Origin of the sequence: Micromonospora qiuiae, from assembly GCF_016863555.1 — a bacterium.
Lineage (GTDB): Bacteria > Actinomycetota > Actinomycetes > Mycobacteriales > Micromonosporaceae > Micromonospora > Micromonospora qiuiae.
The window spans coordinates 85,712-93,030 of sequence record NZ_BOPC01000012.1 but is presented as its reverse complement, the minus strand read 5'-3'; the positions used below and the strand labels follow the sequence as shown (position 1 = coordinate 93,030).

Annotated in this window: 6 protein-coding genes; 4 read left to right on the top strand and 2 right to left on the bottom strand. The window is 71.9% G+C overall.

Annotated elements, in window-relative coordinates; all coding sequences use genetic code 11:
- Positions 1-70: 70 nt before the first annotated feature.
- Positions 71-757 (bottom strand): hypothetical protein, encoded by a 687-nt coding sequence (locus tag Vqi01_RS04620; RefSeq protein WP_204033215.1) that lies wholly within the window; start codon positions 755-757, stop codon positions 71-73.
- Positions 758-827: 70 nt separating this feature from the next.
- Between Vqi01_RS04620 and Vqi01_RS04615 the strand changes: the two genes are divergently transcribed.
- The 3 genes from Vqi01_RS04615 to Vqi01_RS04605 all read left to right on the top strand — a co-directional run bounded on the left by Vqi01_RS04615 (position 828) and on the right by Vqi01_RS04605 (position 5,226).
- Positions 828-3,446, top strand: a complete 2,619-nt coding sequence (locus Vqi01_RS04615; protein WP_204033214.1) for a valine--tRNA ligase — start codon at positions 828-830, stop codon at positions 3,444-3,446.
- Between the two features lie 86 nt (positions 3,447-3,532).
- Positions 3,533-4,804: a bifunctional folylpolyglutamate synthase/dihydrofolate synthase gene (locus Vqi01_RS04610; RefSeq protein WP_239098181.1), complete on the top strand. Its 1,272-nt coding sequence runs from the start codon at positions 3,533-3,535 to the stop codon at positions 4,802-4,804.
- On the top strand, positions 4,801-5,226 hold the full coding sequence (locus Vqi01_RS04605; RefSeq protein WP_204033212.1) for a DUF4233 domain-containing protein: 426 nt from the start codon (positions 4,801-4,803) through the stop codon (positions 5,224-5,226). Before Vqi01_RS04610 ends, Vqi01_RS04605 begins: the two co-directional genes overlap by 4 nt.
- 42 nt (positions 5,227-5,268) lie before the next feature.
- Here the strand turns inward: Vqi01_RS04605 and Vqi01_RS04600 are convergent, their stop codons facing one another.
- Positions 5,269-6,726, bottom strand: a complete 1,458-nt coding sequence (locus tag Vqi01_RS04600; RefSeq protein WP_204033211.1) for a VOC family protein — start codon at positions 6,724-6,726, stop codon at positions 5,269-5,271.
- A gap of 143 nt (positions 6,727-6,869) precedes the next feature.
- Between Vqi01_RS04600 and ndk the strand changes: the two genes are divergently transcribed.
- Positions 6,870-7,295, top strand: coding sequence for a nucleoside-diphosphate kinase (ndk, locus tag Vqi01_RS04595; RefSeq protein ID WP_204033210.1), 426 nt, complete (start codon positions 6,870-6,872; stop codon positions 7,293-7,295).
- Positions 7,296-7,319 lie beyond the last annotated feature (24 nt).

The window sequence follows — 7,319 nt, the reverse complement described above, 5'->3', positions numbered from 1 at the left end:
GGAGTCGATCAACAGGCATCAGCGGGTCGATGGGCCGCGGCCGGGGAACTGCGCGCCGGCCGACGCGAGATCAGTTGCGGGTCTGTACGCTCTCGCGGATCTCCCGCAACAGTCCGGCGGCCTCGTCGACCGGTCGGAAGGGGAACATGGCTAGCACCACGCTGCCGTGGTCGGCCCAGCCGCAGACCGCGAAATCGCCGCCCTCGCCGCTGGTGCTCCCGCACTTCATCACGCCGCCCAACCGGCCCGGCGTCACGTTCCGCAAGCCGGTGACCGCGCCCGCCTCGTCGGCCATCAGCCGGAAGAGGCTGTCCAGGTCCCGCTCCGGCTGCCACAACAGCGTGGTACCGCCGAAGATCAGCACCGAGCGGCGCGCGTCGGCCGGATCCTGGTAGACGGCACCGAAGCTGCTGTCCAGCTCGATGTCGGCGGCGAGGCCGCTGCGCAGGTAGTCGGCGGTGCCGGTAGCCCGCTCGCTGGTGTCCCGATTCAGGCCGGCGACCTGGTCCGGCGTCGCGATCCGGGCGTCCTTCTGCTGGGTGATCCGCCAGCCGAAGGCGCCGAGCGCGCCCATGCCGGCCAGCGCGAGAACCGCCAGCAGCACGATCGCGAGTCGTCGGCGGCGGTCCCGGACGGCGGCGCGGTCGTCGCCGGCCTCCTCCGGGTCGCGGTTGCTCAGCTGGATCGGCTCGTCGGTCAGGTCGAACGGCGGAGATCCCCCGTCGAGCCGGCGGGCACCGAGGTGTGCGTCGGACATAGCCGACACCGTACGCGAACGACCGGTGGTGCACGTCGGGTCCGCCGAAGCGCTCCGTAGACTTTGTCGGGTGACCGAGAAACTGGATGCCCGACGCCCCGACGCCCCGACCCTTGCCGGCCAGTACCAGCCCGGCGAGGTGGAGCAGCGACGGTACGAGCAGTGGGTAGCCGACGGTCGCTTCCGGGCCTCGGCTGAGAGCGAGCGGCCCCCGTTCACCATCGTGATCCCGCCGCCGAACGTCACGGGTTCGCTGCACATGGGCCACGCGCTCGATCACACCGTGCAGGACATCCTGGTCCGACGTAAGCGGATGCAGGGCTTCGAGGCGCTCTGGCTGCCCGGCATGGATCACGCCGGGATCGCCACCCAGAACGTGGTCGAGCGACAGCTCGCCGGCGAGGGCCTTTCCCGGCACGACCTGGGCCGGGAGAAGTTCGTCGAGCGGGTCTGGCGGTGGAAGGCCGAATCCGGTGGCGCGATCCTCGGCCAGATGCGCCGCCTCGGCGACTCCGTGGACTGGGACCGCGAGCGCTTCACCATGGACGAGGGGCTGTCCCACGCTGTCCAGACCATGTTCAAGAAGCTGTACGACGACGGACTGATCTACCGGGCGAACCGGATCATCAACTGGTGCCCGCGTTGCCTGACCGCACTTTCCGACATCGAGGTGGAGCACACCGACGACGAGGGTGAACTGGTCTCCATCCGGTACAGCGACGACGTGGTGGTGGCCACCACCCGGGCCGAGACGATGCTCGGCGACACGGCGGTGGCGGTGCACCCGGACGACGAGCGGTACCAGCACCTGATCGGCACCGAGGTCGAGCTGCCGCTGACCGGGCGGCGGATCCCGATCGTGGGTGACGCGCATGTCGACCCGGCCTTCGGCACCGGCATGGTGAAGGTGACCCCGGCGCACGACCCGAACGACTTTGAGATCGGCCAGCGGCACGGCCTGCCGTCCCTGACGATCATGGACGAGCGGGGCGTCATCACCGCGCACGGCCCGTTCGAGGGCCTGGACCGCTTCGAGGCCCGCCCGGCGATCGTCGCCGCGCTGCGCGAGCAGGGCCGCATCGTCGCGGAGAAGCGGCCGTACGTGCACGCGGTGGGGCACTGCTCCCGCTGCCGGACCACGGTCGAGCCCCGGCTGTCCCTGCAGTGGTTCGTCAACACTGCGCCGCTGGCCAAGGCGGCCGGCGACGCGGTGCGCGACGGCCGGGTGAGGATCGAGCCGGCGGAGCTGGCCAAGCGGTACTTCGCCTGGGTCGACAACATGCACGACTGGTGCATCTCCCGGCAGCTCTGGTGGGGCCACCGCATCCCGGTCTGGTACGGCCCTGACGGCGAGGTCGTCTGCGTGGGGCCGGATGAGCAGCCGCCGACCGGCGAGGGGTGGCACCAGGACGAGGACGTGCTGGATACCTGGTTCTCCAGCGGTCTGTGGCCGTTCTCCACTCTCGGCTGGCCGGAGCGGACCCCCGACCTGGCCAAGTTCTACCCGACCAGTGTGCTGGTCACCGGGTACGACATCCTCTTCTTCTGGGTCGCCCGGATGATGATGTTCGGCCTGTACGCGATGGACGGCGTGCAGCCGTTCGACGTGGTGGCGCTGCACGGTATGGTCCGCGACGAGCACGGCAAGAAGATGTCGAAGTCGTTCGGCAACGTGGTCGACCCGCTGGACTGGATCGAACGCTTCGGCGCCGACGCCACCCGCTTCACCCTGGCCCGGGGCGCGAACCCGGGCGGAGACGTGCCGGTCAGCGAGGAGTGGTGCCAGGGGTCGCGCAACTTCTGCAACAAGCTCTGGAACGCCACCCGGTTCGCGCTGCTCAACGGTGCGCACACCGGGGGGCCGCTACCGGGCGCGGCCGAGCTGTCGACGGTCGACCGGTGGATTCTGTCCCGGCTGGCGCAGGTCGCCGCCGAGGTGGACGAGCAGTTCGAGGCGTACGAGTTCGCCAAGGTCTGCGACCTGCTGTACCACTTCGCCTGGGACGACGTCTGTGACTGGTACGTCGAGCTGAGCAAGCCGGTGCTGGCCGCCGGCGGCAGCGCCGCCGACGTCAGCCGCCGGGTTCTCGGGCACGTGCTGGATCAGTTGCTGCGGCTGCTGCACCCGGTGATCCCGTTCGTCACCGAGGAGCTGTGGACCGCGCTCACCGGCGGGGAGACGGTGATGACGGCCGCCTGGCCGATCGCCGACCGGGCGCGCGTCGACGCCACCGCCGAGGCGGAGATCGCCACCCTGCAGCGGGTCGTCACCGAGATCCGGCGGTTCCGCTCCGACCAGGGGCTACGCCCGACCCAGCGGGTCGCCGCCCGGCTCGACGGGCTGGCCGGTGCCGGCATCGCCGGGCACGAGCCGCTGATCCGCTCGCTGGTGCGACTCGATGCGGCCGGCGACGATTTCCAGGCCAGCGCCACGCTGGCCATGCCCGGCGCGATCAGCGTCGCGCTGGACACCCGCGGCTCCATCGACGTGGCCGCCGAGCGGGCCCGGTTGACCAAGGACCGCGCGGCGGCCGAGAAGGAGGCCGGGCAGGCCCGGGCGAAGCTGGACAATCCGGCGTTCGTCGGCAAGGCCCCGGAGCACGTCGTCGCGAAGATCCGGGAACGGCTGGCGGTGGCCGAGGCCGACCTGGTCCGCATCGACACCGCCTTGGAGGCGTTGCCCTCGTGACCGACAGCGCAGACCGCACCACCCGCGCCGAGAAGGCCGCCTTCGCCGAGGTCGAGGCCGAGCTGGCCGGCCGCGGCTTCACCCGGATGGTTTTCGAGCTGGACCGCATCTCGTCCCTGCTCGACCTGCTGGGCAGCCCTCAGCGGGCGTACCCGTCGATCCACCTCACCGGCACCAACGGCAAGACCTCCACGGCACGGATGATCGATTCGCTGCTGCGGGCGTTCGGGCTGCACACCGGCCGCTACACCAGCCCGCACCTGGAGACCGTCCGGGAGCGGATCAGCCTGGACGGCGAGCCGGTGGACGAGACCCGTTTCACCGCCGTCTACCGGGAGGTGAAGCCGCTGGCCGAGTTGGTCGACGACCGCTCGGCCGAGCCGCTGACCTACTTCGACATCACCACCGCGCTGGCGTTCGCCACCTTCGCCGACGCCCCGGTGGACGTGGCCGTGGTCGAGGTCGGCCTGGGCGGGGCCGAGGACTCCACCAACGTGCTCCAGGCCGGGGTGTGCGTACTGACTCCGGTCGGGCTGGACCACACCGAATGGCTCGGAGACACGCTTCAGGACATCGCGCTCGCCAAGGCCGGAATCATCCACTCCGGCGCGACCGTCATCTGCGCCGCCCAGGAGGAGGAGGCGGCCCGGCCGATCCTGGAACGCTGCGCCGAGGTCGGCGCCACCGTCGCCCGGGAGGGCTCGGAGTTCGGCGTGCTGCGCCGGGCGGTGGCGGTCGGTGGGCAGGTGCTCACGTTGCAGGGCCTCGGCGGGGTCTACGACGAGGTGTTCGTCCCGCTGCACGGCGCCCACCAGGCGCAGAACGCGGCGGTCGCACTCGCCGCCGTCGAGGCGTTCCTGGGCGCCGGTGCCCGGCGGCAACTCGACGTGGACGCGGTACGGGAGGGCTTCGCCGCCGCCACCTCACCGGGACGGCTGGAGCGGGTCCGCACCGCGCCGACGATCCTGCTCGACGGCGCGCACAACCCGCAGGGCATGGCGGCGACGGTCACCGCGTTGCAGGAGGAATTCGCGTTCAGCAAGCTGGTCGCCGTGGTGGGCACCCTGGCCGACAAGGACGCGGCCAGCCTGCTGGAGCTGCTGGAACCGGTGGTGGACCAGGTGGTGGTGACCCGGAACAGCTCGCCGCGGGCGTTGCCGGCCGGGGAGTTGGCGGCGCTCGCCGCCGAGGTGTTCGGGCCGGAGCGTGTCGAGGTGGCCGAGCAGATGCCGGACGCGATCGAGGCGGCGGTGGCGCTGGCCGAGGAGGACGTGCCGGGTGAACTGGCCGGGGTCGGCGTACTCATCACCGGGTCCGTGGTGACCGTGGCCGACGCCCGCCGGTTGTTGAAGCGATGACCGGGGGAAGCGACGCCCCGGGCGGTGCATGGCGGACATCCGGGCCTCAGGAGGCATCCCGGCGCGACGGTTCGCCGGGACCGCGCCGGTCGGGGCTGCGTGATCCGCAACGGGCGGTACGCGGGCTCGGCGCCGGCACCCTCGTCCTGGAGGCGCTGGTGCTGCTGCTGGCGATCCAGCCGATCCGAATGGTCGGCGCTGACCTGAGTGGCGCGGCGATCGGGGTGTTGGTGGCGCTGGCCGTGGTCGCCGTCGGGCTCGCCGGGATGATGCGCCGTCCCTGGGCCTGGCACGCTGGCACGGTGCTGCAGGGGCTGCTGCTGCTGTCCGGTCTGTTGCACTGGTCGCTGTTCGTGCTGGGCGTGATCTTCGCGCTGGTGTGGGCGTACGCGTCGCACGTGCGCCGGGTGATCCTGGCCTGACCTGCCGGCGGCGCCCGCGCCCCGCCACCTGGGAAAGGGCCGTCACGCCTCGGCGCGCTCCCGCCACTGGGTCAGCGCGATCCCGTGGCCGTCGGGGTCGCGGAACGCCGCCGCCCACACCTCCAGCTTGGTGCCCCGGTTGACCACCCTCGGGGCGTACGTGAATCGGACGCCGGAATCACGCAGCCGCTCGTACGCGCCCTGGATGTCGTCGACGTCGAGGTTGACGTGCACCAGGCGGCGGTTGACCGGCTGGGCACCGGTCACCTCCCGCAGCACCAGCCGGGTCGCCCCGGAGGCGAGCACGGCGTTGCCAGTGCCCCGGTCGACCTCGGCGAACCCGAGCCGGTTCCGGTAGAACTCCAGCGATCGGGACAGCTCGGTGACCAGCAGGGTGATGCCCACGCCGCTGATCGGTGCGGCCGGGTCGGACGCCTCCGGGTCGAAGCCGAAGATCGCCTCGTCCAGTTCGCGGGCGTCGACCGGCTCGTCCGGGAGGGGCGTCGCCTGGTCGGCCGGGCTGACCGCGTGCTCACCGGCCCCGGCCGTCGCGGCGCCGGTGGCGGGCAGCCTCGGCCCGCCACCGGCGCTCGGTGCCGGCTGCGGATCGTCCAGCGGCAGGTCGAGCGGATCGAACGGTTCCGCTGGGGCGGGCGGCGCGTCGGCGCGACTCCCGGCCGGCGGTGAACCGGCGAGCCGTCCGGTGAGCGGCGACTCCTCCGCCACGGCTGCCGCGAACTGTTCCTCGGTCGGCGTGCGGGGGGCCGGGGTGGCCCGGCGGGGAAGTGTCTGGTCGCTGGGCTGCTCCACCACCGTCCCCTCCAGCACGACCGGTGCACCCGGGCGCTGGCGTACGCGTACCGGATCCCGCTGCTCGACGGGGCCGGCCGGGGCCTCGTGGCGGGACGCACCGAGGGGGTCGCCCAGCGGATCGTGGAAGTCTTCCTCGGGTGCCCGGCCGGCCCACGGCGGCGCCTTCTGGCCGATCAGCACCTCGTCCGAGGGGGCCTGCGCGGCGTACTCGGGGGGCGGGTCGGCGTACTCGGGCGGCACGTCGGCGGTGCCGGCCTCGGTGTGGGTGGGCACCTCGTCCCAGAGCACCCGGACGTGCCGCGGATCGTCCAGTGCCACCCGGATCGGCAGGGTCTGACCGAGAGCCGGCCACTTGGAGACCGGTACCCGTGGCTCGATGATCTTCTTGGACCGGGGTGGCAGCCCGGGCGCGTCGATCACCAACTGGAGTTCGCAGCGCCCGAAGGCGTACTGGGTGGGCGGCTCGGAGGCACTGTGCACGTGTCCGTCGCCGACCACCCAGGTGCGGCCCCCGCCGCGCACGGTGGCCAGCGCGATCGCCAGCGCCAGGAAAGCCACCCCGAGCGCCACGATGGCCCAGCTGGTCATGCCCAGGCCGAAGAGGATCACGAAGGTGGCCACGGTGCCGACGACCGCGGCGATCAACTTGCGTACCGGTGCGATGGGTGGGTTCCCGCCGTTCGCCACAGTGGACCTCCCGGGTGGTCAGGGCCAGGCTAAGCCGGATCGGGGGCCGGGGGAAGAACCGACCAACGCTCCGGTGCCGCGACCGGGTCGCTAGGCTGACCGTACCCAGCCTGACCGGCTTACGCTCCGAGGAGGAACCCAGCGTGTCCACCAGCAGTCCGGACGAGCGGACGCTCGTACTGATCAAGCCCGACGCGGTACGCCGTGGATTGGTCGGCGAGATCATCTCCCGCTTCGAGCGCAAGGGGCTGCGGATCGACGCCATGGTGTCCAGGAGCATGGACGCCGCGCTGGCCGACGAGCACTACTCCGAGCACGTGGAGAAGCCGTTCTACCCGCCGCTGAAGGCATTCATGACCAGCGGTCCGCTGGTCGCGCTGGTGCTTTCCGGCGACCAGGTGATCGACGTGGTGCGCGGCATGATCGGGGCCACCGACGGGCGCAAGGCCGCTGCCGGCACCATCCGGGGTGACTTCGCCCTGTCCAACCGGGAGAACCTGGTGCACGCCTCCGACTCGGCCGACAGCGCCAAGCGGGAGATCCTCCTCTGGTTCCCCGACCTGGGCTGATGGTTCCCCGACCTGGCTGAGGTC